The sequence below is a fragment of the Bartonella sp. WD12.1 genome (assembly GCF_002022415.1).
Taxonomy (GTDB): domain Bacteria; phylum Pseudomonadota; class Alphaproteobacteria; order Rhizobiales; family Rhizobiaceae; genus Bartonella.
The window spans coordinates 308,219-333,423 of record NZ_MUBG01000001.1; the positions used below are offsets into that span (position 1 = coordinate 308,219).

Annotated in this window: 19 protein-coding genes and 1 tRNA gene; 16 read left to right on the forward strand and 4 right to left on the reverse strand. The window is 34.1% G+C overall.

Features of this window, described 5'->3' with window-relative positions:
* Positions 1-1,272: 1,272 nt before the first annotated feature.
* Positions 1,273-1,347 (forward strand) — tRNA-Gln (locus tag BWD121_RS01120).
* Between the two features lie 163 nt (positions 1,348-1,510).
* On the opposite strand, the gene BWD121_RS01125 is transcribed toward BWD121_RS01120, so the two are convergent.
* Positions 1,511-1,756: a hypothetical protein gene (locus tag BWD121_RS01125; RefSeq protein ID WP_078663030.1), complete on the reverse strand. Its 246-nt coding sequence runs from the start codon at positions 1,754-1,756 to the stop codon at positions 1,511-1,513.
* Positions 1,757-2,518: 762 nt separating this feature from the next.
* On the opposite strand from BWD121_RS01125, the gene BWD121_RS01130 reads away from it, so the two are divergent.
* A complete protein-coding gene (locus BWD121_RS01130; RefSeq protein WP_078663031.1) occupies positions 2,519-3,121 on the forward strand; it encodes a superoxide dismutase in 603 nt (200 codons plus the stop codon).
* A gap of 81 nt (positions 3,122-3,202) precedes the next feature.
* Here the strand turns inward: BWD121_RS01130 and BWD121_RS01135 are convergent, their stop codons facing one another.
* Positions 3,203-5,296, reverse strand: coding sequence for a S9 family peptidase (locus tag BWD121_RS01135; protein ID WP_197684869.1), 2,094 nt, complete (start codon positions 5,294-5,296; stop codon positions 3,203-3,205).
* A gap of 877 nt (positions 5,297-6,173) precedes the next feature.
* Here BWD121_RS01135 and BWD121_RS01140 point away from each other — a divergent pair.
* Positions 6,174-6,611 carry a MucR family transcriptional regulator gene (locus tag BWD121_RS01140; RefSeq protein ID WP_010703499.1) on the forward strand — a complete coding sequence of 146 codons (438 nt, stop codon included), beginning with the start codon at positions 6,174-6,176 and terminating at the stop codon, positions 6,609-6,611.
* Positions 6,612-6,710: 99 nt separating this feature from the next.
* Here the strand turns inward: BWD121_RS01140 and BWD121_RS01145 are convergent, their stop codons facing one another.
* Together BWD121_RS01145 and BWD121_RS01150 are read right to left on the reverse strand one after the other, a co-directional pair.
* Positions 6,711-7,118 carry a SufE family protein gene (locus BWD121_RS01145; protein ID WP_078663033.1) on the reverse strand — a complete coding sequence of 136 codons (408 nt, stop codon included), beginning with the start codon at positions 7,116-7,118 and terminating at the stop codon, positions 6,711-6,713.
* A gap of 108 nt (positions 7,119-7,226) precedes the next feature.
* Complete coding sequence (locus BWD121_RS01150; protein ID WP_078663034.1) at positions 7,227-7,610, reverse strand: DUF5330 domain-containing protein; 384 nt, start codon at positions 7,608-7,610, stop codon at positions 7,227-7,229.
* Between the two features lie 1,245 nt (positions 7,611-8,855).
* Here BWD121_RS01150 and BWD121_RS01155 point away from each other — a divergent pair.
* The 13 genes from BWD121_RS01155 (at position 8,856) to BWD121_RS01215 (ending at position 25,203) form a co-directional block, all read left to right on the forward strand.
* Positions 8,856-9,716, forward strand: a complete 861-nt coding sequence (locus BWD121_RS01155) for a peptidoglycan-binding protein (protein ID WP_078663035.1) — start codon at positions 8,856-8,858, stop codon at positions 9,714-9,716.
* 1,184 nt (positions 9,717-10,900) lie between these two features.
* On the forward strand, positions 10,901-11,137 hold the full coding sequence (locus tag BWD121_RS01160) for a hypothetical protein (RefSeq protein WP_078663036.1): 237 nt from the start codon (positions 10,901-10,903) through the stop codon (positions 11,135-11,137).
* A 20-nt stretch (positions 11,138-11,157) separates the two neighbouring features.
* Complete coding sequence (locus tag BWD121_RS01165) at positions 11,158-11,826, forward strand: response regulator transcription factor (protein ID WP_078663037.1); 669 nt, start codon at positions 11,158-11,160, stop codon at positions 11,824-11,826.
* Positions 11,823-13,235, forward strand: coding sequence for a sensor histidine kinase (locus tag BWD121_RS01170; RefSeq protein WP_078663038.1), 1,413 nt, complete (start codon positions 11,823-11,825; stop codon positions 13,233-13,235). The genes BWD121_RS01165 and BWD121_RS01170 overlap by 4 nt, the downstream gene beginning before the upstream one ends.
* A gap of 636 nt (positions 13,236-13,871) precedes the next feature.
* Positions 13,872-14,600: a tetratricopeptide repeat protein gene (locus BWD121_RS01175; protein WP_240536675.1), complete on the forward strand. Its 729-nt coding sequence runs from the start codon at positions 13,872-13,874 to the stop codon at positions 14,598-14,600.
* Positions 14,601-14,791: 191 nt separating this feature from the next.
* Complete coding sequence (gene ccmE / locus BWD121_RS01180; RefSeq protein WP_078663039.1) at positions 14,792-15,289, forward strand: cytochrome c maturation protein CcmE; 498 nt, start codon at positions 14,792-14,794, stop codon at positions 15,287-15,289.
* On the forward strand, positions 15,279-17,222 hold the full coding sequence (locus BWD121_RS01185) for a heme lyase CcmF/NrfE family subunit (protein ID WP_078663040.1): 1,944 nt from the start codon (positions 15,279-15,281) through the stop codon (positions 17,220-17,222). The genes ccmE and BWD121_RS01185 overlap by 11 nt, the downstream gene beginning before the upstream one ends.
* A 39-nt stretch (positions 17,223-17,261) precedes the next feature.
* A complete protein-coding gene (locus BWD121_RS01190; RefSeq protein WP_078663041.1) occupies positions 17,262-17,666 on the forward strand; it encodes a cytochrome c-type biogenesis protein in 405 nt (134 codons plus the stop codon).
* Positions 17,667-17,902: 236 nt separating this feature from the next.
* Positions 17,903-19,408, forward strand: a complete 1,506-nt coding sequence (locus tag BWD121_RS01195) for a Do family serine endopeptidase (RefSeq protein ID WP_078663042.1) — start codon at positions 17,903-17,905, stop codon at positions 19,406-19,408.
* Between the two features lie 77 nt (positions 19,409-19,485).
* Positions 19,486-20,238, forward strand: coding sequence for a response regulator transcription factor (locus BWD121_RS01200; RefSeq protein WP_240536676.1), 753 nt, complete (start codon positions 19,486-19,488; stop codon positions 20,236-20,238).
* Positions 20,168-21,550, forward strand: coding sequence for an ATP-binding protein (locus BWD121_RS01205; protein ID WP_078663043.1), 1,383 nt, complete (start codon positions 20,168-20,170; stop codon positions 21,548-21,550). The genes BWD121_RS01200 and BWD121_RS01205 overlap by 71 nt, the downstream gene beginning before the upstream one ends.
* Before the next feature lie 106 nt (positions 21,551-21,656).
* The gene (locus BWD121_RS01210; protein WP_078663044.1) at positions 21,657-24,581 is read left to right on the forward strand and encodes a bifunctional [glutamine synthetase] adenylyltransferase/[glutamine synthetase]-adenylyl-L-tyrosine phosphorylase; all 2,925 of its coding nucleotides are present in this window, start codon (positions 21,657-21,659) and stop codon (positions 24,579-24,581) included.
* Between the two features lie 79 nt (positions 24,582-24,660).
* Positions 24,661-25,203 carry a methylated-DNA--[protein]-cysteine S-methyltransferase gene (locus tag BWD121_RS01215; RefSeq protein WP_078663045.1) on the forward strand — a complete coding sequence of 181 codons (543 nt, stop codon included), beginning with the start codon at positions 24,661-24,663 and terminating at the stop codon, positions 25,201-25,203.
* The last annotated feature ends 2 nt before the right edge of the window (positions 25,204-25,205 follow it).

The window sequence follows — 25,205 nt, forward strand, 5'->3', positions numbered from 1 at the left end:
TTAATACTTTAATACATTGCTAAAGGTAGAAAGTAATTTCTTAAGGTGTCTTGTTTGAGTTATGTATATGGAAGATAGCATTGCTTTTGATATATTTTATGAAAAATGGTTAAGGTACAATAGCATGTTATGCATACATGCTGTATCTTATGATGCATAATATTAAGATATTAGATTACAAGTTTTTATTGAATGCTAATAGTAATTTTTGTTGTCTGTAAAATACCAGGCGAATATATTAAAGAGACAAAAATGCACTGATTATTGCTTCTACAAATTACCAACAACTACCGAAAATGAATGTTGTGTAGAGTAGTATATGATCTTATAAATAAGTATTTACTTGTGTCATGTGATTAAAATCTCTCCATAGGATACGAAATTGGAAGAGAATTTTTTTAAAAAGCACTTTGCAATTTGTGACTATATAGCACTCATAGTGGAATAGAAGCTCTAAGAGGGTAATTTTTATTAGTTACTATTACTTCATAATGCTGCTTATTTAGTTTTTGTTTGTTTTGCTCCTTCCATCCACGATGGATCCAAACTAATACACAAAATTCCAACTTTTTATACGATATGTTTTAGAGATTTTTATCATTGAAATTTTTTGAGCATATTTTCAATGTCTTAGAAGGAGGGGTGATTTGTGGAAGGTAATTATTTATAGTTGGGGGTAAAGTGTATCATTATGTATGAGCAGTTTATTTAGTGATAGCGCGTGATCTTTTATTGAATTTTCTAAATCCAGCTGCGATAATATTTATCTATGATAGAATAAATAAAAGAAAAATTACTATTTTTGTACACGGAGACTTTATATAATTTACTGTATAGCTAAGTATTTCTCTGTTATTGTTATGTGATAAATATAGTTTATTGATATATTATCAATTGTATTAAAAGTATGCTAAATTTTTATTTTAAATATTAAAATCAATAATAGTTAAAGTTATGGATCAGTGTAGTTTGAAGTATTTGTATTTATAAATGATGGAAAAGTATTACCAGTTTTACACTGTGAAATGATAATATTTTACTTTAAGAAAACGATAATAGCTATAATGTGAGCTAAAACTATTTAATTAAAAGAATAAACGTATAGATTTTTTTGGTCTAGTTCTTTTAATATTTGTGGTGTATTGATCTGTCTTATTGTAATGCTTAAAAAGCTTTTACAAGAAGAAAAATGAAAGCTTTAGCTTTCAGATGTTGCGTACAATTACAAGAATCGGTATAAGGCGCGAGCATAGTGTAATAGTTTTCTTTTTTTGGGGTATAGCCAAGCGGTAAGGCACCGGTTTTTGGTACCGGCATTCCCTGGTTCGAATCCAGGTACCCCAGCCAAATATCAATAAAATAAATCGGTTAGTATAAAGATAAGGGGATTTGTACTTATTGATTCTATTATCTTATTTTCGTTATCCTGCACTTTTTTGAAGTTTTTTAATTGTTTCTATGGTGAGTTACTGTCTTTGTATGAATGATGCCATTTCATTTTCAGTCCGTTTTAAAAGTGCTTTAAATTGTAAAATCGTAACACCTGCATGACAGCTCTTTTTGCTGGTAATTTTCTCAATCCATGGGCTGATTTCTTAACGCCAGCTGTATTATAAACATTTCTAAACAGCTTACCAAGGCTTTCTTTGGTTGATTTTTTTGCTTTCCCAAAAATAAATGTCTTATTTTCGGTGGAGCCCATTCCGAATGTTTTTGCTAATTCAGGTGAAATGGGAGCAAAAAGCAGTACAACCATTACAAGCTGTAGAAAGCATACTTTCTTTGTAGCTGATAATGGTTTACTAGATCAATAATGAAGGCGAGCTGCTCGCCTATTGGTTTTGGTAAAGTCGATAAAACGATTTTTGAACTCTACCATGATTTGCTATCGATGATATGAAACGTGCATTAATCTGGTCTGTTCACAGAATCTATTTTTCAATTAATGACGATTATTATCGGAATACAATATTTATGTTTATGATTGGATCTTACCAATATGGAGGTGTGATTAGAGGGCATAATAAGCCAGTGGAATGTAAAAATCTTATGTTAATATTCTAACCGATTTGTGAAAAGAATGACTATAGTTGATATATTTACGTGCTTACTCATTTTATTAATAGCATAAAATACAAATTTAATTTTATGTGTGCATTTGGTAAGATTTTCATTGAGTGCGGTGTATTATGCTGTTTAAAAATATATTCAGACGTAGACTATTTTTATTAAATAAGGAAGATAAGAACTTTTTTGGTTTATGATTTTTATCTTTTTTGATTGTTTTTTAAGGACTTAGTAGAAGAACAGTTTTCTACAAATTGGTATGGCATATTTTTCTTATTGATGTCATTATAATATTCAGTTTCTCATTAGCTTTTAGTTGATTTGTCAAAATGGCTATTAACGCTAAATTGATTGTAAACAAATGTTCAATAACATTTGCTTTTAAATGCTGTAAGTGCCAAAGTAGGCTTTGGGAGAGAGCTTAATAATTAGAATCGAGGAGATTTTTGAAATGGCTTTTGAATTAGCTGAATTGTCTTATGATTATGACGCCCTTTTACCTTATATGTCACGTGAGACGCTTGAATACCATCGTGATAAGCATCATTTCGCTTACCTTACTAATACAAATAATTTTGTAAAAGATTTAGGTTTGGAAAATAAGAGCCTTGAAAATATTATTAAGGAAAGTTTTGGTAAAAATCCTGGTTTGTTTAATAACGCAGCTCAATCTTATAATCATCATCATTTTTGGAATTGGATGAAAAAAGGTGGTGGTGGTCAAAAACTACCTGGAAAATTAGCAAAAGCTATTGAGTCTGATCTTGGTGGTTATGAGAAATTCCGTACAGATTTTATCGCAGCTGGTAGTACTCAATTCGGTTCTGGTTGGGCATGGGTAGCTGTTAAAGATGGCAAGCTTGAGATTATGAAAACCCCCAATGGCGAAAACCCTCTGATTCATGATGCTCAACCTATTTTAGGTGTTGATGTGTGGGAGCATTCTTATTACATTGATTATCGTAATGCACGCCCAAAATATCTTGAGGCTTTTGTGGATCATTTAATTAATTGGGATTATGTTTTAGAGTTATATGAAAATTGCGGATTTTAAGCAGTTTATAGAGCTATTGATCCTATAAAAGATAAAGGCTTCATAATTTATTGAATTATGGAGTCTTTATTAATCAGGTGTTTAAGTATCAAGAATTTTTCCGACTATTTTTAGGATGTATGCGTATATATATGCGGTTTCTTCCAATTTTGAGAAACGTCCAGCCGCACCTGCATGGCCTGAATCCATATTTATACGCAATAAAATTGTATTATCATCTGTTTTAAAATCACGCAGTTTTGCTACCCATTTTGCAGGTTCCCAATAGGTTACACGGGGGTCTGTTAATCCCGCAATGGCGAGAATAGGGGGATATTCTTGGTGTTTGATGTTATCATAGGGTGAGTAAGAAGCAATAAGGTTATAGTCTTCTTTTGATTCAAGAGGGTTACCCCATTCAGGCCATTCTGGAGGTGTTAGGGGCAATGAAGCATCTAGCATTGTTGTTAAAACATCAACAAAAGGAACATTAGCAACGATGCCGGCAAAATCCTGAGGGGCCAGATTTGCTATAGCTCCCATCAGCATTCCTCCTGCTGAACCACCTTGGGCGATTAGCCGATCATGGGCAGTAAATTTATGATTTACGAGATGACGTGCACAGGCAATAAAATCATAAAATGTATTGCGTTTAAAAAGATGTTTTCCTTTTTCATACCATTCAGTGCCTTTTTCTTTTCCACCACGAATATGAGCAATGGCATAGATAAAGCCTCTATTGACTAATGAAAGTACATTACTATTGAAACTTGCAGGAATAGAAAATCCATAAGCGCCATAACCGTAAAGTAGACAAGGTGCATTACCATTAAGTGCAGTAGTTTTATGGTAAACAAGAGAAATAGGAATTTTTTCACCATCATTTGCAACTGCTGTAATACGCCGTGTTACATAGTCGTCTTTATTATGCCCAGAAGGGATTTTTTGTATTTTTAAAAGCACTCGTTTACGACTTTTTACTTCATAATCAAAAATTTGATTAGGCGTTGTCATAGACGAATAAGCAAAACGAATGGTTTGACTATTATATTCTGCAGCCCCTTGTAGGTCTAAAGAATATGCTTCTTCTGTAAAGGCAATAGAATGAATTTGTTTGGTTGAGTGCTCCATGAGTTGTATAGAAGGAAGCCCTTCAAATTGTTCAAACCAAATAAGAAAATCTTGATAGGCATCGTGAGATAGGATCAGTCGTCCGGGTTGATGAGGTATAAGCTCAGACCAGTTTTCTGATTGCGGAGATGAATATGGGGCGACCATGATTTTAAAGTCTTTTGCATTATCCTGATTGGTGAGAATATAGAAAACATCGCCTCCTTCTGTAAGCGAATATTCAATGCCTTTTTGTCGTTTTTGTACACATTGGGGTGCTGTAAGGGGCGCTTTAGCAGGGATAAGCCAGGTTTCTGATGTTTCATGGTCATGAATGTTAATATAAATAAAGTCATTAAGTTTAGAGCCACTTACATGTAAGAAAAATCCGGGGTTATCTTCATGAAAAATAAGTTTGTCTTGAGATGGATCAGTGTTTAGTTGGTGGTAATAGAGTTCTGAGGGGCGGTGGTTTTTATCCATTTTAGTGTAGAAAAAGCCTTCAGATTTGGCGTCCCAGACGAGTTGTCCGGATGTATTTATGATTGTATCTGTGTAGTCGGATAATGTTTTAAAGCTACGAATTTTAGCTGTATAGAATTCAGAACCCTTATCATCATAAGTCCACGCAACATGTGTATGATCGGGAGATACATGGACTGAGCCAAGATTAAAATAATCTTTGCCTTCAGCCAAAACGTCACCATTAAGGTAAACGTTTTTTTTACCTCCATTTCTTGGTGTACGAAAATAGTGTGGCTGTTCTCCCCCAGTTTTATAGCATAGCCCATAGGCAAAAGGGCCACGTTTTATAGGAACGGAACTATCATTTTCTTGAATGCGGTTTTTCATTTCTGCAAAAAGCAGATTTTGTAATGTTTTTGTATCGGCCATCTGAGAAGTTTGATAAGCGTTTTCTTCTTCAAGGTGGCGTCGAATATTTTCATCAAGACAACTAGGGTTTTTTAAGACATCTTGCCAATTAGATGCACGCAGCCAATGGTAAGGATCATCGCGGTAAATACCGTGATACATCTTTTTATAAATGATTTTAGATGCTTTTGGGGGAAGTTTAGGTAGATGCATCATACCATGGTCCTATAAAATCTGATGGTTTTATTCATATGTTAGAGCAACACCATTCATGCAAATAGCATAAACTTGTAAATTCTAATTTACCTGTAAAAATGGTTAAGTTGATTTTTACAGTTTGTGCAGTGTATGTTTATTCGTTGTATGTTATAGATATTACCTTCTATCACCATAATCATATCTTTATTAATTAAGTTAAAAAATTAGCTAGTGTTAAAATTGAATTTGACCTCTCCATGGTGAAGTAAAATTCTATCATATACACAATAAGATTATACTGAAAATAAGGATACCAAAATCTGAATAAAAAGAGTTCTTTAGATATTGTATTGATACGTGATGTTATATTTTTCTGGTATTAATGAGCATACCATTTTTAGTTTTTTTGTACGTTTTTGATTTTTATTTTATCCACCATGTTCTTTTTTTGCTGAGCTTGGAAAATTGTTTAAGTCACTTTTTGTGTTTTAAAAAAGTTGGTTATTTATATCAGTATTGAGATTTGCATGGTGGATATAAAACTATGAAGTTATCATTGTTTAATATAAAATTCGTTCTATATATCATAATTTTATATTAAATATCTTTATAAATTCAATGAAAAATAACTAATTTTGTGCTATATTTTGTGTTTATAGATGATATTTTATAACATAAAATTAGCTTGCAAAAGGAACAAGTTGAGTTTTTATAATATAATATGTCAAAAAGGAGAAGTTTATTTGTTTTTTCTGTGTTGAGATGATTTTATAAAATAATTGAATTGACAAAAAAGATTTTTGTACAATATGAAACTTATATGCATTAAAATTTCAATGTCATGAGTGTAAATGCGAATATTGCCTCAATTTTAAAATTAAAGGAAACAAGGATGGAACATCACCCAGTCCTAGAGACTGAAAGCAATTTAGTTATTACGTTAGTTGCTGATATTGTTGCTGCTTATGTAAGTAATAATTCAATTCGGCCGACTGAAGTGCCAGGTCTAATTGCTGATGTTCACGCTGCTTTTTTGAAAGTAGGGAATGCTGCATCGGCAGAAGCTGGAGTTGAAAAGCAAAGGCCTGCTGTTAATCCAAAACGTTCGATTTTTCCCGATTATCTTATTTGTCTTGAAGATGGAAAGAAGTTTAAATCTTTAAAGCGTCATTTGATGACACATTATAAAATGTCTCCTGAGGAATATCGTGAAAAATGGCAATTGGATAGCTCTTATCCTATGGTTGCGCCTAATTATGCAAAGGCCCGTTCAAATTTAGCTAAGGAAATGGGACTTGGGCGCAAACGCCAAAAAAAGAAAACTAAGTAATCCATTTAAAAAAAACACTCTTCAAATTTAACATTTCAAAATACTTTTTTGGAAAGTATAGTGTTTATATGATTGTTAATATGAAAGTTTTAGAGGTTATCAATAGCTTTCAGCACGAATTCGTTCAATCATGGATTTAAAACCATTCGATCGTTGTGGTGTTAACTGTTCATTTAAACCGAGTGTTTTAAGCAATCCCTCAGCATCAGCTATACGAATTTCAGAGGCTTTTTTACCTGAATAAAAGGCGAGAAGAATATAAATTAGCCCGCGAACAATATGGGAATCGGAATAGCCTTGAAATGTTAATGTAGGATCTTCTGAATTATCACGTGAAAATAAAAGCCATACTTGACTGACACAGCCAGGAACTTTGTGAGCATCATTTCGTGCATTTTCTGGAAAGGGTGGTAATTCGTTGCCGAGTTCAATAATGTAACGATAACGATCTTCCCAATTATCAAGAAAGGAAAAATTCTCTATGATATCATCAATCGTTTCTGCCATAACTTCAATCCTTGTTTTGTTTTTGTGATTGTATAGTACATTGAGTTGACAGATACGTATCTCTTTCTTGTAAAATACAAAGAACGGTAAAAGTTAAGAGTTTTTGTTTCAAGGTAGTTCTATATAATCTTGTTTGATTTGCTTTTCTGCGGGGGGTAAAGTTTTGTCTTCTGAGATAGTATTTTCAGATTGAATGGTATTTTTATTACTAAACATACTATCAAGGTATTCATAGGCTATTTTTGCACCATCACGTGCGCGTTCACCAAGTGGGTTAAAAAAGGATTTTCCAGTTTTACACACTTCTACATTACGTTCACAGAATTTTCCTAAATCAGTAATTGTATTTTTTAAAGCGATAATTGCATCACTTGCTGTTATATTGTCTTCTAGGGTGGAAGAGTGATTATCCTTTGGTTTTGCGGAAAAAAATGAAATAACTACAAAAATAACAAATAGAAAAAATACTGATTTGATTAAAAAACGTATCATAGAACACCAACATACTGTAGTTACAAATGAATAAAAAATAATTTATGTTATTTTCCTTGATGAAAGATTTATATAACACTGACTTTGTAAAATTTCGCATTCATTTCTAAAATTGTATTATTAGCTTTGTTGCAAAAATATATTGTAGTCTCGTGTACAGGCCTTATTTATTTTCTTTTCATAAAAAACTAGATATCTAATTTGTTTTGTAAAAATTCTCTCATTCTTTAGTAAATACATAGGAATAAATACAGTTACAAAAGGAAAGCAATATAATAATTACATCTTTGAATTAGGATAATGAATTGATATTCGAGGTATTATATAACTATTTGTTTTAACGTTTTATTATGAAAGAAAATTTCAAACTTATAAGTGTTTTAATGGATTCTATGTACCTTAAACTGAATTATATTTTTACGTTTTTTAGATGATTTGGGTGAATGTAAAAAGAACCAATTGTAATTTGTGTTCATAAGGTAGACCTTATACATTTTGTTTTTATGCTATTTAATGCGTGATGTAAAAGTTTAGATAAGATCTTTCATTTCAGTATTTTTGATTATTTTTTCGATTGTTTGTTGTTGTTTTAGGTGGTAGCTAATTTTGTGGCTTATGTTGAGGAAGAATGAAAAGCCGAAAAAATAAACATGCAATTTCACTGAGAAGGTTAAATAGTTTTTGTTACCCTTCAGATGCTGTGAATAGAATCCGGAATAAGTCTTATAAGATTGAGCAGGATATTAGTAGATAAAATTGCTATCAACGTGTAATACTATATTTGAATTTGTATTGATAAAATCATTACGTCGAAAGTGTAAGTTCATAAATGAGCTATCTAGGAAAAACTATGCTGCAAAGTTGGTTTTTAATATTATGAAATATATCTCAATGTGATTTCATTGTAGCATGTAAGCACACGAAAGGTGTGATTTGTGTTAAAGTAGTTGCTAGAAGGTGTTTATATGCAATAGTAAGATTGAGATGAAAAAATGTTATATAAACTAGATATCTCTTTACACATTGCTAAAAATATTGTGGCATATGAAGTTGAGAAAAGTAGATTAAAACTTATCTCATTGTGTTTGTAAATTTGTATACCGGTATCTGGTATAATGAGCATATTGAGTCTAGCTTAAAAAGCACAAATGATGGCAGTAGGTACTACGCTTTTCTAGATGAAAATGATAGTAAGTCTTATTTTATATGGAAAGCAATTACAGTTAAAAATAAAAAATTGAAGTAATGGCAAAAAAACGAAAAACGCGTAAAACGAAAGTCGTAAAAAAGCGTAGTATTATTATAACATTTTTCTTAATAAATTGCCGTTTTCTACTTTGGTTAGTAAAATGGCTTTATCGTCGTACGCGCATAAATGCTTTATTGGTTATAGGTTTTTTCTTTTTTATTATCAGTTTTGGTTTTTTTGCTTTCAATGCTTTATTTTCACAAATAAAAATGCGTCAGAATAGCTTCGTTGAAATGAGTGTAGCGGCAGTTCCAACTGTTATACAGAATTTTATTTTACTTAAAGAACGCGCTACATCTCAAGAAAATACTTTTGTTATTCCTGTACCTGCTGCAAAGAGTTTGCATCAAAATTTATCTTTCAATTCTTTGCAGAGTGCTTTACCAGAGGATTTGTTGGAAATACAAAAAGAATTAGCAGAACTTGGATTGTATGATGGTCCTTTAGATGGCGTAGATAATCTTAAGATGCATCGTGCTATAGAGCTGTGGAAACAACAAACTGCTAATAAAACTTTGCCAGTGCAAAGAGATAAAGATATTGTGTCAAAACATCCGAAAGATGAAGTTGCTGCACTTATTGAGCGTAGCGAAGTAGAGATGGCAAATAATCCAATAACAACAAATGATTTAACTCACTCAGAGGAAGTTATTTTAAAGCCTCTTGTTACAGATATTATACGGGTACAGGAAGCATTACGTATGTTTGGTAACCAAGAGGTGACAATCACTGGCATAGAAGATGAAAAAACTATGCGTGCTTTAAAACAGTTTCAAAAAATATTTAATCTTCCCATGACAGGTAAGATTGATCGTAAAGTTTTGCTCAAAATGCATGAAGTTGGTTTACTGAGTTGAAAATAATTCTTTTTATAGATTCCTTATTTTTTGATTTGGGTTTTATAACTTATAATTTGGATTTTATAGAAATAAATTGAGACTAAAATATAAATATTGTCTATCTAAAATTTTTGGATATCTTCTCTTGTTTATTCTATTAGAAATAAAGCTGAGGATACTATTGAACATAGTATGTTTTAAGTAAAGTAAGAAGCAGTTTTCAGCTTTGTTTATTAGTTATAAATGTTTATTGATTTGCATTTACACAGGACAATTTTCATTTCTTTAAAAGGGTATTTTAAAGACCTTATTGAGGTTTTGATTTAAGGTAAAGATCTTATGTTGTCGAAAAATGAGAACAAGAAGCTATATGTAATTTCTATTTGTAGTTGATCAAAATTGAAAATTATCATTCTGATATGCTTCTAGTTACTTTTAATAGAAATAGAATTGTTGTGCAGTTGAAGGATGATATGATTTTTGTTTATTGTAAAAAGTTGCAGCTGAGGAGAGATTTTTTACAAGTAGGGGAGGGTAAAATACATAAAAGTAATGCAAATTGTATTCAGTTTTTAAGTTACAGAAATTGAAATAATATCACTTTTTTAATTTTTGATTGCTTGAATTTTACTATTTGCACAAAATTCTCAATGATAAGATCGGGTATAATGTAAAACACTATTCAGGCATTAAAGTTGCAGAAAATAATACCTTTATACGTGTAGAATGATAGTGGCCAAAATTGTATTATTTTTAGACTGGTTAAATAAGCTACGCCCTTTTCAAGATTAAACTTATAGTCTTTAAGAAGAAAAGGGATCAATATGTTTATGTTAGTGAGGAAGCGATCGTTTGGATCTAGATAAACAAGTTGATAGGGTTTTTTCACTTTGTCTGTATAGTGTTTTGCGCGTAATAAGATGCCGACAATAAAATACAAATATGAATAATAAGAAGTATCGATATCTTTAAAAAGAGAAGCGTAAATAAATTTAGTTACGGCTTTTATTTTTTGGGATTAAGAGTTTGTTCTATACGTGGTGTAGGAAGTGTGTGTTATGTTGTTGTAGAGATAATTAGGGTATCATATAATTCGATTTTTGAGTTTGTCATAGCAAGTCAGATACTACGTTATGATTTTGTGTAAATAAAAAATTCTATTGTTCATTTTCTATTCAGGTAAAGCAGATTATAAGCTATTTATGATAAAAAAATTTTTCTTATTTATAATGTTCTTAAGTGTCATCAGTGTGGATTCTGTTTTAGCTGCCGATTGTACTGAGGTAGGTAAAAGAATTGCTAGCCGTCAAGGCGGAACGTTGACACGCTCAACGCCAATTGTGCGAGATGGTCAAAATATGTGCGTGGTTGTAATCGTAGTGCCTGCTCATAATGGTAAGAGACCACGTCGTGTTGAAGTAGTTATTCCTGCTGATTAATTTTTTGTGCAGGTATAGTGATGCGCATTCTAATTGTTGAAGATGATCGAGATCTTAATGATCAATTAGCAGAAGCTTTGAAAAATGCAGGATATGTTTTTGATTGTGTTTTTGATGGTGAAGAAGCTTATTTTTTAGGAAGTACAGAGCCTTATGATGCTGTGATCCTTGATATTGGTTTACCACGCATGGATGGGATTCGTGTTGTTGAGAAATGGCGCCAAGAGGGGTTTTTGATGCCTGTTTTAATGCTAACAGCACGTGATCGTTGGTCTGATAAGGTACTTGGCATTGATGCAGGTGCTGATGATTATGTTGTTAAACCGTTCCATATAGAGGAGGTAATAGCACGGTTACGGGCATTAATTCGTCGAGCTGCAGGCCATGCAACAAATTCATTATCCTGTGGGAGTGTTTTGTTGGATACTAAGACTTCTCGTGTTTTTGTTGGTGGTCAATTAATTAAATTGACGTCACATGAGTTTAGGCTTCTTTCTTATCTTATGCACCATTGTGATCAAATCGTTTCAAGGACAGAGCTTATCGAACATCTTTATGATCAGGATTTTGATAAAGATTCAAATACGATTGAAGTTTTTGTGGGGCGGTTACGAAAAAAGCTTGGGGTAGATTTGATAGAGACTATTCGTGGAATGGGTTACCGGGTGAAAACATTAGGTGATAAATGATAGCTTTGAAGAACAATAGCCAGCTTAAGAAGTTATTTTATTTTGTTGGTAATTCTCTCAGCTTACGTGTTATGATTTTATCTACATTGTGGGTTACTATTTCGGTTTCATCTATTTCAGCAATCAGTATTTTGTTTTATCAGCGTTCAAGTGAACAAAGTCTATGTCGTATTCTTTCTGCTCAGCTTTATAGTCTTATTGCGACTGTAACTGTAACACCTGAGGGGTATTTAAAAGGAGGTCTTGGATTTGATGATATTCGTTATTCAGATTCCACATCAGGGTGGTATTGGGAAGTAGTTGCTGTATCACCTGATTTACATGGAAGATTGGTATCACCGTCATTGGGAACTAAAAAGATTTTTTCACCAAGCGATGTTGATGTGCCTTTTGACAATCAATTCTTTCGTTCTTATCGAGTAAAAGGGGATGATGGTAAGAACCTACAGGTTGTTGAAAGCGATATTGTTTTAGATAATCAGAATAGGGTTGCACGTTTTCGCCTCGTTGGGAATATTGATGAAGCGCATGCGCAAGTAAAAGAGTTTAAGCAAACTTTACAAATTTTTCTTTGGAGTTTTGGTATAGGTAGTGTTCTTATCAATATTGCTGTTATTTTTTTTAGTTTTCAACCATTGAAACGAATTCGACAAACATTGAATGATATTCGTGAAGGTAAAGCTGATTATGTTAATACGGATTTATTGAGTGAAGTTATGCCGTTGGCACAAGAAATGAATGCTCTTATTAATAATAATCAGCGTATTATTGAACGATTTCGGACGCAGGTTGGTAATCTTGCTCATTCATTGAAGACACCTTTATCAGTTATCATGAATGAAACTAATAAAATGAGCGGAAAACAGGCTGTTTTATTATGTGAACAAGCTAAAATAATGCAGGCTCAAATCAATCATTATCTACAGCGTTCTCGGATTGCAGCGCAGTGCAACAGTATTATTAATCACACATCTGTTCGCAAAGTGCTCGATCGTTTGGTGCGGGTTATGGAAAAGCTCAATCCTGATAAACATATTCAATTTATCATGGATATTGATGATATTGTTTTTTCTGGTGAAAGGGAAGATTTAGAGGAAATTGTCGGTAATTTGATTGAGAATGCTGCTCAATGGTCTCGCACTCAAATTTTAGTTTGCTGTGGTTTAGAAGAGGGCGTTGAAGAGGAAGCATTCTTTAATATCATTATCGAAGATGATGGTCCTGGTTTAACAGAAGAGCAAATGGATAAAGCTTTAAAAAGAGGACAGCGACTTGATGAAAGTAAACCGGGAACAGGATTAGGATTAGCGATCGTTTCAGATATAGTCAGTGAATATGGGGGGAGTCTTTCTTTATCACGTTCTAAATTGGGTGGATTATATACAAAAGTTTTATTGCCAAGACGGTAAATATATTTTTTTCTAAGAGGCGCGTATATTAGAATTAATCAATGGAGTAGTATTTTCATACAACGCATTGAGGTAAAAAATCATTTTTTGTATGTTAGAATGGTGTTTGTATACACTAAAGATCTATAAATGGAGTCTTTGTATATGTGGGTAAAATTAAAATGAATTTTGCTCAATCATAATGCAAAGGTGGCTTTGTTTTTATGGGTTTTTTAATGCTTTTATTTTTGGCAAGTCATTACAAAATTTGTAAAGGATATAATGTTAGAGGATATTGGATGCTGCAAAAATCACTTGAATATTTATACGAGGGAAATATTCCTAAAAATGGTGATACTAGGATTATTTTATCCAAGTTGGTTTGAAAATTGTTATCAATACAGTTTTTTATCCTCAATGATACGCTGTAAATGGTTTATAGTAATACATGTCGCAATTCTAATGGAAACTAGGAAATTTCTTGCATGAATTACGGAGTAAAGAAGAACAAATTATAGCTTTTTAATTATTATAATGATATTACAGTAATATGCTATTATTAATTTTAGCTGCGTTTTTTCTCATTCTTTTAACAATTGTTATCTTTTTTTTCTGCATTTTGACTACGGATTTAAAAAAGATAGGCAAGTTCTGATTATGGATAAGGGCAAAAACCAGATTCATAGAATTGAATCTGGTTTTGAACATAACTTCATTGATAAAGAGCGCATACAAGAAGTACATCTTGAATTACCCAGTACAGCCATTTCTGTTGAAACACAGAGTGGTTTTGTACAAAAACCTTATAAGCATCATAAGAGCATTTGTGCCTTAAAGGCATTTGTTATTTTATTTGTTCCATTTGTAACATGCGGTATTTATAGTTTAACAGGCAGTCCGGGAGCCAAAAGTTATTTTTTTAATGAATTAATGGATAAAGATCCACAAACGTTAAATAGGCATGAGAAACTTGTACGTTTACAAACGCTTTTTTTTCGCATGCCGAATGATGGCAAGATAGCAGATATTTTAGCAATCAGTTATTTTGAGGAAGGTCTTTTTCAGGACGCGGTGAATATTTATTTAGATGCACTTCGTTTGAATGGAGAAACAGCTCCAAGGTTGATGGGGTATGGTCTAGCGTTGGTTGGTTATGAAGGTGGAATAATTACACAAGAGGCGCAGAATGCTTTTCAAAAGGCTGCAGATTTAGCTCCAGATGATTTTTATCCTCGTTTATTTTTAGCTGATGCACTTTGTCAAGCTGGTAAGCCTGAACAGGCAGTCCAGCTTTTACAAAATTTTCTCAGTACAATGTCTAAGGATGTTCCAGGACGATCCCGTATTGAAGAAATGATAGTTCAGTTACGCAATACATGTAATTAGAATGTCAAAGAAGTGTATTGGAACAGCTTAGGACTATTGAAACAAATGGGCTTATTGAGTAGTAAAATTATAAGCAAATTGATTAATGTACAGGATACGGAAAAAGCTATCTAAAAAGATAAAGTATATGAATGATTAAATTGTACTTATTATATCATGTAATTTATAAAAATATTTTTTGTAAATAGGCTATGAACAGTCAATCTTTAAAGAGTCTCCCTTCACTTAAACTTATTTTAAAAAAGCGGAAAAAAAAGCGTTTGCTACTCATTTTATTATGTCTTTTTATAATGGCAATTGCAGCAGGCTTTTTATTATACGCAATGCGTAATGCTGCAAGTTTTTTCCGAACGCCGTCTGAGATCACTAGGGAGGATATTTTAACAGGTCACTCTTTGCGTCTAGGTGGTTTTGTTGAAAAAGGGACTGTTGAATACAGTGACAAGATGAAAGTAACTTTTTTCGTGACTGATCATTCAAAGCGTCAAAAAGTAGTTTTCAATGGTATATTACCAGATCTATTTCGTGAAGAGCAGGGTGTTATCGTAGAAGGATATTTTGACAAACAGGGGCTTTTTATAGGCACACGTGTTTTGGCAAAACATAATGAGACTTATATGTCTAAGGAAACAGCTGGTCAGGTAAAAAAGCGTCATAGTATGGAGAGGGCATTTGATCATGCTCGTTGAATTGGGTCATATTTTTTTAGCTTCGGCATTTACGGTTAGTTTATTGCAGGCTTTTTTACCTATTTTGGGTATTTTATGGGCAGAGCGCTCATTGATGCGGATAGTGGAACCGCTGGCGTATATCATCTTTATATTATTGTTCTTGTCTTTTTCAATTATTGTGCATGCCTATATGGTATCCGATTTTTCTGTTCTGAATGTTGTTGAGAACTCTCATTCAGAAAAACCAATGTTTTATAAAGTCATTGGTGTTTGGAGTAATCACGAAGGATCAATGTTATTATGGGTTTTAATTCTAGCTTTTTTTAGTGCATTGGTGGCATTGTTTAGTCATCAACTGCCAGAAAAATTTAAAGCATTAGTTTTAAGTTGCCAAAGTTGGATTACAAGTGCTTTTCTTTTATTTATTCTTTTTTTATCCAACCCATTTGTACGTATTGATCCACCAGCATTACAAGGAAATGATCTTAATCCTCTTTTACAGGATAATGCTTTAGCAATTCATCCACCATTTCTTTATTTAGGTTATGTTGGTTTTTCAGTTTGTTTTTCTTTTTCAATAGCTGCATTAATTATAGGGCATGTTGATAGAGTTTGGGCACGTTGGGTACGACCATGGATTCTTCTTTCATGGTTTTTTTTAACACTTGGGATTATGGTTGGTTCATATTGGGCTTATTATGAACTTGGCTGGGGTGGTTATTGGTTTTGGGATCCCGTTGAGAATGTTTCACTTATGCCTTGGCTTTCAGGAACGGCTTTTTTGCATTCTGCTATTGTTCTTGAAAAGCGGAATGCCTTAAAAAGTTGGACTTTGTTTTTAGCCATTCTTACTTTTTCTCTTTCTCTTATGGGGACTTTTCTTGTTCGTTCAGGTATTTTAATGTCTGTTCATAGTTTTGCTATTGATCCAGCACGTGGGCAGGCAATTCTTGCTATTTTGCTTTTTTTTATAAGTGGAGCTTTTTTACTCTTTGCTTTGCGTGTACCTGTTTTGAAAATAGGTGGATTTTTTCAACCAATTTCGCGTGAAGGTTTTATTGTTTTAAATAATTTATTTCTCATCACGGCGACAGCAACAGTGTTAGTTGGTACAGTTTATCCTTATTTTATTGAAGCATTAACTGGACAAAAAATTTCTGTAGGTGCTCATTTTTTTAAACTTACATTTGGGCCTTTAATGGTGGTGCTATTATTGTTGGTTCCATTTGGGCCAATGATAGCATGGAAGCGCGGCGATTTTCTTGCAGTTTTTGAGCGGTTGTGGTTTGTTTTTGTATTAGCTTGCATGGCCTGTTTTATAACATTTTATACAACGTCTTGGCGTGATATTTTTGCAGCTTTGGGCGTTGGGCTTTCAATTTTTGTTTTCTTAGGTAGTTTAGCTGGTCTTTGGGTGAAGAGCGGTCATCGAAAAACACCCGTGCTGATACGAGCTAGGAGATTTTTTGGATTACCGTGGTCTGTTTTTGGAGCTGCATTGGCACATATGGGATTAGGGGTCACATTATTTGGTATTGTTTGTGTTGCAACTTTTGAGCAAGAACAGATGTTAACCATGCAAATAGGGGATACGGTTACAATAGCTGGTAAAACTATTCGTTTTGATGCATTACGTAATGTTGCTTTCTCAAATTATTCTGAAATGCAATTTGATTTTAAAATATATAAAAATCAGAAATCTGTGCGCAACATAACGGCATCAAAAAGATTTTATTCAAGTAAAAATATATCAACGACAAAAGTTGGTATCAAAAGTTGTGGTTTTTCTCAATTTTATGTTGAGCCAGGTCGAATAGGTGATCAAGGTCTTGATGTACATATACGGTGGAAACCTTACGTGATCTGTATTTGGTTTGGTGCATTGATGATGGCAATTGGTGGCTGTTTTTCTTTTTTAGGTTATTGGTTGCGTATAAGGATGCATCAATGAGTAATTTCCAATTTTAAATATTTTTGAAAGAGTATTGCAGTGAAAAGGTTTTTCTTTTGGGCTTTTATTTTTTGTGTTATCTTTTCTCCTATACAATTTGTGATAGCAGTAGAGCCACATGAAATTTTAGAAGACCCAATACTTGAATCACGGGCTCGTAATATTTCATCACAGTTGCGTTGCCCAGTTTGCTACAATCAATCGATTAATGATTCAGATGCTCCATTGGCACATGATTTACGCCTTTTAATACGTGAACGTTTAAAAGCAGGTGATAGTGATCAACAGATTATTGATTTCCTTGTTGAAAGATATGGTGAATTTATTTTGTTGGAGTTATCATTCAATAAAATAACATGGTTTTTATGGTTGTTTCCTCTGATATTTCTTATCATTGGTATAAGTGTTATATTTTTTCAGATAAAACGCCGTAAACGCTCTTAATCGCTTTCAAAACTAATGAATAGGGACCATTAAAAATGTTTATCAAAATGAAGTAAATTATATACAGAAAAGAAGTTTGGTCTGTTTAAATTAATGCTTTGTCTCTATCTATTATTATGAATTGTTGTTTGTCTAACCTTACAAAACTTTAACGATTTAGACAGAAAACGGTAAGGTCTGTTGTTTTATTACTAATTTCATAAAGACCTCAATATTACTAAATAGGAGCACACAAAATGGTTAAACCAATCTTCCGTATGATATCACCGGCAATAGGTCTTTCTACGGTTTTAGCAAGTACAATGTTTTTGAGCGGATCAAACTTTTGGATGACAGCAGCTCATGCAGATCCTGTATTCGTTCCATCAGTGCATCAGCAGGGGTTTGCAAATATTGTGTCTCAAGTAAAACCTGCAGTTGTTTCAGTGCAGGTGAAGAGCAATGCAAAAAAAGAAGAGTGGTTCTTTGATGGCTTTTTTAGTGCTCCAGGTATTGATCAATTACCAGATCAACATCCTTTAAAAAAATTTTTCAAAGAGTTTTATGACCGTAGTTGGCCTAACAATAAGCATTCTCATCGTTCGCATAAACCCCGTCCTATAGCTTTTGGATCTGGTTTTTTTATTTCGTCTGATGGTTATATTGTGACTAATGATCACGTAATTTCTGATGGAACAAGCTATTCTGTTGTTCTTGATGATGGTACAGAACTTAATGCCAAACTTATTGGAACAGATTCTCGAACTGATTTGGCAGTGTTAAAGGTGGATGATAAACGAACATTCCCATATGTTGATTTTGCTGATGATTCAAAGCTTTATGTTGGCGATTGGGTTGTTGCTGTTGGTAATCCATTTGGTCTTGGTGGGACTGTAACAGCAGGGATTGTTTCAGCACGTGGACGTGATATCGGTGCTGGTATTTATGATGATTTTATTCAGATTGATGCTGCTGTTAATAGGGGTAATTCTGGTGGGCCAACTTTTAATCTTAATGGGCAAGTTGTTGGAATTAATACAGCAATTTTTTCTCCCTCTGGAGGAAACGTTGGAATTGCATTTGCTATTCCTGCGACAACAGCAAAACAGGTTGTAAAGCAGCTTATTGAAAAAGGTTCAGTTCAACGTGGTTGGCTTGGTGTTCAGATTCAACCAGTGACTAAAGAAATTTCTGATTCAGTAGGTTTAAAAGAAACCAAAGGTGCTTTAGTTACTGATCCGCTTAAAGGGCCTGCAGAAAAGGCTGGTATTAAAACAGGTGATGTAATTATTGCAGTAAATGGTGAAAAAGTTACTGATGCGCGTGATTTAGCACGGCGTATTGCGCATATTAGACCAGGAGAAACAGCAGTTTTGAATGTTTGGAGATCTGGCAAAGAAGAAAAGATTAAAGTTAAGCTTGATGCGATGCCAGAAAGTGAAAATAAGAAAGAAACTTCAAGGTCTTCAAGTAAGCAACAGAGTTCGAATGAACCGCTAGAAGATTACGGTTTGATTGTAACTCCTTCTGATGACGGTCAAGGAATGGTTGTAAACGATGTGGATTCAGATTCAGAAGCAGCAGAGAAGGGAATTCGCCCTGGTGATGTAATTGTAACAGTTAATAATAAACTGGTCAAAAAGGTATCTGATATTACTGATGCAATTAAGAATGCACAAAAACTAGGACGAAATGCAATATTGTTGCAAGTACGTACAAATGATCAAAATCGTTTTATTGCTCTTCAAATTGTTAAGAAATAACGTCTGTTAACAGTGGGACAGAATTTTTATAAATTTCTGTCCCATAATCGTTTAATAAAATAATTGGAGAAGCGTTTATGAAGATACTTGTCATTGAAGATGATCGTGAAACAGGACGTTATCTTGAAAAAGCATTTTTAGAAGTAGGATATACGGCTGATATTGCTTGTGACGGGGATACTGGTTATTCTTTGGCTGAGACAGGCAATTATGACGTCATGGTTGTTGATCGGATGCTACCGCATCGTGATGGTCTGTCTATTGTTTCTGAATTACGTGCAAAAGGCAATGAAACGCCAGTTCTTATTCTTTCTGCTTTAGGGCAAGTTGATGATCGTGTAACGGGTTTACGTGCAGGGGGTGATGATTATCTAACAAAACCTTATGCATTTTCAGAACTTCTTGCACGGGTTGAAGTATTGCAACGGCGCAAAAGCCCTAAAGAGGCAGAAACTGTTTATTGTGTAGGCAATCTTGAACTTGATCGGTTAGCACATACAGTAAAACGTGGTGGAATAAATATCATATTACAACCACGCGAATTTCGTTTGCTTGAATATTTAATGCGGTATGCTGGCCAGGTTGTTACACGCACTATGCTTTTGGAAAATGTTTGGGATTATCATTTTGATCCGCAAACGAATGTAATTGATGTGCATATATCTCGCTTGAGGGCAAAAATTGAAAAAGACTTTGATATTCCACTTTTACATACGGTCCGTGGAGCTGGATATATGCTAAAGGCTCCAGATAAAAAATATGAACCGTTTAATCAATATAATGCGCACAACTGCTTTAAGGCTTTCTGCGCTTTATATTTTATTGTTTAGTTTGGTTGCAGCTGGTCTTTCTATTTATATGACAGCATTTGCTGTTTCATTGTTAACAGATCAAACTGAACAAGCTTTACGTGAAGAATTAAGGAATATTGAAAGCGCTTATAATTATGGCGGATTGTCTTTATTAATGCGTACTATTGATCATCGTTCGCGACAACCGGGGGCTTTTCTTTATCTTGTTACTGATCCTATGGGGCGTATTTTAACAGGCAATGTTGCTCGTATTGAGCCTGGTCTGCTTAAATATAATGGCTTTCTTTCGGACTCTTTTTTATATTCACGTTTTGGAGAACATGGCAAAACAAGTGAGCACCGTGCTTTAGCAGTTGTTGTTGATTTGCCAAATGCTATGAAGCTTCTTGTTGGACGGGATTTAGATGAACCAGAACGTTTTGCAAAGGTTATTCGTAAAGCTGTGATGATTGCTCTTATAGCGATGGTTGGAGGGGCTTTATTAATATGGTTTTTTGTTGGCAGACGGGCGTTGCAGAGGATTGATCGTGTCACGGCTGCATCCCAACATGTAATGGATGGTGATTTTAGTGAGCGCTTACCTGTTTCTCAAGCAGGTGATGAGTTTGATCGACTGTCAGCTAATCTCAATGTTATGTTAGACCGTATTGAAGAATTAAATATTGGTTTACGTCAGGTATCAGATAATATTGCTCATGATCTTAAAACGCCGCTAACACGCCTTAGAAATCGTGCTGAAGAAGCGCTGTCAGGACAAAAAACAGAGCTTGAATATCGGCAAGCGCTGGATGATGTTATCGCTGAATCAGATCAGCTTATTCGTACTTTTAATGCCATTTTGATGATTTCACGCATTGAAGCCAGCAGTTCGATTGCACACCTTGAGCCAATGAATGTGAAGCTAATTCTTGAAGATGCGGTTGAACTTTATGAGCCTTTTGCTGAAGAAGCGGGTATTTTGCTTCGATTAGGGCATGTCTTTGATAAAGAGCTTCAGCTCAATCGTGAGCTTATTGCACAATCGATTTTTAATCTCATTGATAATGCAATCAAATATGCACCTAGTGGTGAAAAAAATACAGAAATTTCTTTGTCAATGGAATACCGTGGCGAATGTTTGCTCGTTGTGGTTAGTGATAATGGTCCGGGAATTGCAGAAGATAAGCGTGAAAAAGTAACAGAACGGTTTGTTCGTCTTGAGAAAAGCCGCACACAACCTGGTTGTGGTATTGGTTTAAGTATAGCAAAAGCTGTTATGAAATTGCATGGGGGAGAGCTGTTACTTGAAGATGCAAATCCAGGGCTTAGAGCTGTTTTGATGTTTCCTTAAATTTGTTTACTTCATCACTTTATTTGATGTGTGTAAGATTGTTTTTTAAAGTCTATAATGTGAATTAATAAAACAAAATTCAAAATTCTTTCTCAAGGAAATGTAGATGAAAAAAGCTTTTTTAAAAACACAGCTTCTCTCTTTATGTCCACTTGATGAAAGTGGTTCTCAATGGTTGAAGGATATTACAGAACAAGCAAGAAAAGAAAATTTAGAATCTTTGGTTTCCTATATTACAGTTGGGGGAGAGCAGGTTGACTTCATTAGTGCAATTATGACTTTATCTCCTTTTTTGCGTGAAGTTTTGATTGCCAATCCATCTTATCTTAATTCCTTATTGGATGTTGATATAGAAACAAGGCTTAGCAAAATTATAGAAGATATTGCAGCTATCGATAGAGTTGAAGGTATTCATGAAGCTTCATTAATGGCTGCTTTAAGACGCAAGAAAAAAGAAGCACATGTTCTTATCGCTTTAGCTGATTTAAGTGGTATTTTTACTTGCGCAGTATCATGTGCATGGTTAACACGCTTAGGTGAAGCGGCTTTAGGGGCAGCTTTACGTTTTCTTTTGAGAGAAGCACATGATCATGGAAAGATTAGTTTGCTTAATCGTGACAATCCAGAACAAAATTGTGGCTTGATCATTTTAGGTATGGGAAAGTTTGGTGCAGGAGAACTTAATTATTCTTCTGATATAGATCTTATTATTTTTATTGATGACACATTGCCTCATATTGGTGATTTTTATGAAAGTGTCGATGTATTCTCTAAAATAGTACGTCGATTGATTCATATCATTCAAGCCCGTACTGCTGATGGATATGTTTTTCGGCTTGACTTGCGACTTCGTCCCGATCCGGGTTCAACGCCTTTAGCATTACCGGTAAGAGCAGCTTTGCGTTATTATGAAGGGCGTGGACAAAATTGGGAACGTGCAGCTATGATTAAGGCACGTCCAGTGGCTGGTGATATTATTGCAGGTTTTAATGTACTTAAAGATCTTTCACCTTATATATGGCGAAAATATTTAGACTATGCTGCTATTGCTGATATTCATTCTATCAAACGTCAAATCCATGTGTATAAAAATTATGGTCAAATTGCTGCTTTTGGCCATAATATAAAATTAGGAAGGGGTGGTATTCGCGAGATTGAATTTTTTGTTCAGACACAACAGTTAATTGCAGGTGGACGCTTTCCTCAATTGCGAGGACGTGAGACAGTTGCAATGTTGAAAGAACTTTATAATCTTGGTTGGATTGGTAAGGAAACCAGAGATAGTCTTATAAAAAGTTATACTTTTTTACGTAATGTTGAACACCGTATTCAAATGCTTGCAGATGAGCAGACGCATATTTTGCCAGAAGATGTTTCTCAATTCACTAGCGTTGCATATTTGATGGGGTATAAAAAGAAAGACTGCTTTATTAGCGATTTATTAGAAACACTTAAAATAGTTGAAAAACATTATGCAGCGCTATTTGAGCATGAACAAGAACTTGGCTTGGAAATTGGCAATTTAGTTTTTACAGGTGAAGAAGATGATCCCGAAACACTTGTCACATTAAGTCGTTTAGGTTTTGAAAGGGCTAGTGATATTTGTCGTATTATGCGCACGCTGCATTGTGGGCGTTATAAAGCCACTCAATCTGCTGAAGCACGTGAAAGGTTAACGGAACTTACACCAGCACTTTTGAAAGCTTTCGGTGCTACTAAAAGAGCTGATCAGGCGATGTTGCGTTTTGATAGTTTTTTGCAAGGTTTACCTTCAGGGATTCAACTTTTTAGTTTATTGCAATCTAATCCATCTCTTTTAAATATGTTGGTACGTATTATGGGAGCAGCTCCACGCCTTGCGGAAATTATTACACGTAAACCACATGTTTTTGATGGAATGCTAGATCCAACAATTTTTTCAGAATTGCCAACAAAAGCTTATCTAGAAAATCAAATTGATTATTTCCTTGAGGGTGTAACTGCTTATGAAGATATTCTGGATCGTTTAAGAATTTTTGCAGATGAGCAACGCTTTTTGATTGGTATCCGACTTTTGAACGGTACAATTACAGGAGATAAAGCAGGTTTTGCTTTTGCTCTACTTGCAGATCTTGTGATTGCGAAAACGATTGCTGTTGTTCAAGAAGAGTTTTCTCGTTGTCATGGTCATGTTAAAGGAGGATGTATTGGTATATTAGGTATGGGTAAACTTGGAAGCTGTGAATTAACTGCAGGTTCAGATGTTGATCTTATTGTGCTTTATGATCATGATGAAGATGCAGAAAAATCTGATGGAGAAAAGCCTCTTTATGTTTCTCAATATTATACTCGTCTAACACAACGTTTTGTTTCTGCTTTATCTTCTTCTACAAGTCAAGGTGTTCTTTATGCGGTTGATCTACGATTGCGACCATTGGGCAATAAAGGGCCTGTTGCTGTTTTTTTTGAAGTTTTTGCAAAATATCAGCGTAAGGAAGCATGGATATGGGAACATCTTGCTTTAACCCGAGCGCGGGGTATAGCTGGCGATGCTGATTTTTTGCAAAAGTTAGAAAATGAGGTTTGTGCAATTATTGCACTTCCTCGCGATAAAAAAATGATCACAAAAGAAATACGTGAAATGCGTGTCTTAATTGAGCAAAAAAAACCACCGAAAAATCGATGGGATTTAAAAACTATACCTGGTGGAATTATGGATCTTGAATTTATTGCTCAATTTGCTCTTATAACTCATATGATTGAATTCCAGATTGGAATGACGACTGCTGATATTCTTTCTCATTTGCCGAAAAGTTTTCTTGATCAATCACTTATTTCTGAATTACATCACGCTTATTGCCTTTATACAAATTTGAGTCAAATTATACGCCTTTGCTTAAATGATTATCTTAATCCTGATGATATGCCACCTGGGCTAGGTGATCTCTTGTTGCATAGTGTTGGTGAGCCTGATTTGCTACGTGTCGAGAAATTGATTGACGAAACAGGGCAACTGGTACGTTCAATTTTTACACAGGTGTTAAAAGATTGAACACGCTTTATCATAAAATTTCCATTTTGTCAGAAGATTAAATTGTATAAAATGTTAGTTCAATTCTCACAAGGCGTTTATGATAAAGCTTAAAAATGAGAATTCGCAAGATGCGGTGGTTGTTATCTTGAAAGAGACATCAATAGGGGTGCTCTTAATTGCAAAATCTCTCAAAGGTATTTGTAATATAGCTTTAGGCGATACTGCTGAACAGTTATTACAGGAATTGAAAATATGCTTTACCAATGTGCAATCCAATATTGATGATCATATATTAAATAGAGAAATTGCACATATTATAGCGATGGTAGAAACCCCTAAATTAGCAGAATATTGTGATTTACAATTAGATATTAAAGGTACAGCTTTTCAGAAAAAAGTATGGGGTGCATTATGTGAAGTGCAATGTGGGGAAACAATTTCTTATAAAGAATTAGCGCAACATATCGGTATGCCGAAGGCTGTTCGTGCGGTTGCAAATGCGTGTGCACATAATAAGTTAGCATTAGCCATTCCTTGCCACCGTGTGATATACACAAATGGTGCTATTGCAGGTTATCGTTGGGGTATTCAACGAAAACAAACTTTGCTTCATCGAGAACAGCAAGAATGTTTTGTTTAAAA